Origin of the sequence: Stenotrophomonas sp. A3_2 (genome assembly GCF_036624925.1) — a bacterium.
Classification (GTDB): domain Bacteria; phylum Pseudomonadota; class Gammaproteobacteria; order Xanthomonadales; family Xanthomonadaceae; genus Stenotrophomonas; species Stenotrophomonas hibiscicola.
The window spans coordinates 1-1,055 of record NZ_JAZKVY010000114.1 but is presented as its reverse complement, the minus strand read 5'-3'; the positions used below and the strand labels follow the sequence as shown (position 1 = coordinate 1,055).

The following is a 1,055-nucleotide window of genomic DNA, read 5'->3' as shown; positions in this document are numbered from 1 at the left end:
GCCGTAAACCCGTCCTTGGGGGCTCGATGGCGCCATCCATGGCGCCAACGGTCCTGCAAGCCCACACCGCCCCGCCTTCGACGGTTTCCCGGTCACGGAGGGTCCATCCCCGCCATGGGTGATGAAAACCGTCAGATATCGACAAACACGATGGGGTCAGAGCCGTTTTCCGGCGGAAACCGGATCTGACCCCGGATGCGGTGCGGCTGTTGCTCTTGCTCTTCTTTTTTCAATCCGGGGTGGACGCGCACGGAAAGTGTCCGTGGCCGGGAGGGTGGGTTGCGCAGGGGCGTGAGCCGCATGGGCTCGAGGCATGCCTCGGGCGGGTTGGGCAGGACGCCCAACCCCGGTCTTGCCGTGTGCGCAGGACAGTGCACACGTGCAAGCGGCGACCGAGCTTACAGAGACGTACTTGCAGCGTCCCCTGCGCAGCCCACCCTCTCGGCCAACCCTCAGTAACCCAGCGCTTCGACCGACCACCCCGAGGGGCTTCGCCGTTGGCTGGATATCCAGATACCCCGTAAACGAAAACGCCCCAGCGCAGGGCCGGGGCGTCTTCGTCCGTCAGGTCAGGCAGGCATCAGAACTCCTGCCAGTCTCCGTCGGCCAGTTCGGTGGCCATCGGGCGACCACCCGCGGTGCGCCGGGCCGGCGGTGCGACCGGTGCCGGAGCGATCGGCGCCGTGGCGCGCGGGGCAGGGGCAGCGACGACGCGCGGGGCGGCCACGACCTCGGCTTCGTCCACCACGAAGATCGACACGGCCTCGCTGAGGTGGCCGGCCTGTTCTTCCATGGCACGGGCGGCAGCGGTGGCTTCCTCCACCAGAGCAGCATTCTGCTGCGTGGTTTCGTCCATCTGCACCACGGTCTGGTTGACCTGCTCGATGCCGGCGCTCTGTTCCTGCGAAGCGGCGGAGATCTCGGCCATGATGTCGGTCACGCGCTGCACCGAGGCGACGATCTCGCCCATGGTCGCGCCGGCCTTGTGCACCAGCGCCGAGCCGTCGTTGACCTTGCCGACCGAATCATCGATCAGGCCCTTGATCTCCTTGGCG

At 67.3% G+C, this 1,055-nt stretch carries 1 protein-coding gene; it reads right to left on the bottom strand.

Going from position 1 to position 1,055, the window contains the following annotated elements; translation table 11 throughout:
- Positions 1 to 580: 580 nt before the first annotated feature.
- The coding region (locus tag R5H29_RS02350) for a methyl-accepting chemotaxis protein (RefSeq protein WP_332328678.1) at positions 581 to 1,055 on the bottom strand (475 nt) is incomplete at its 5' end.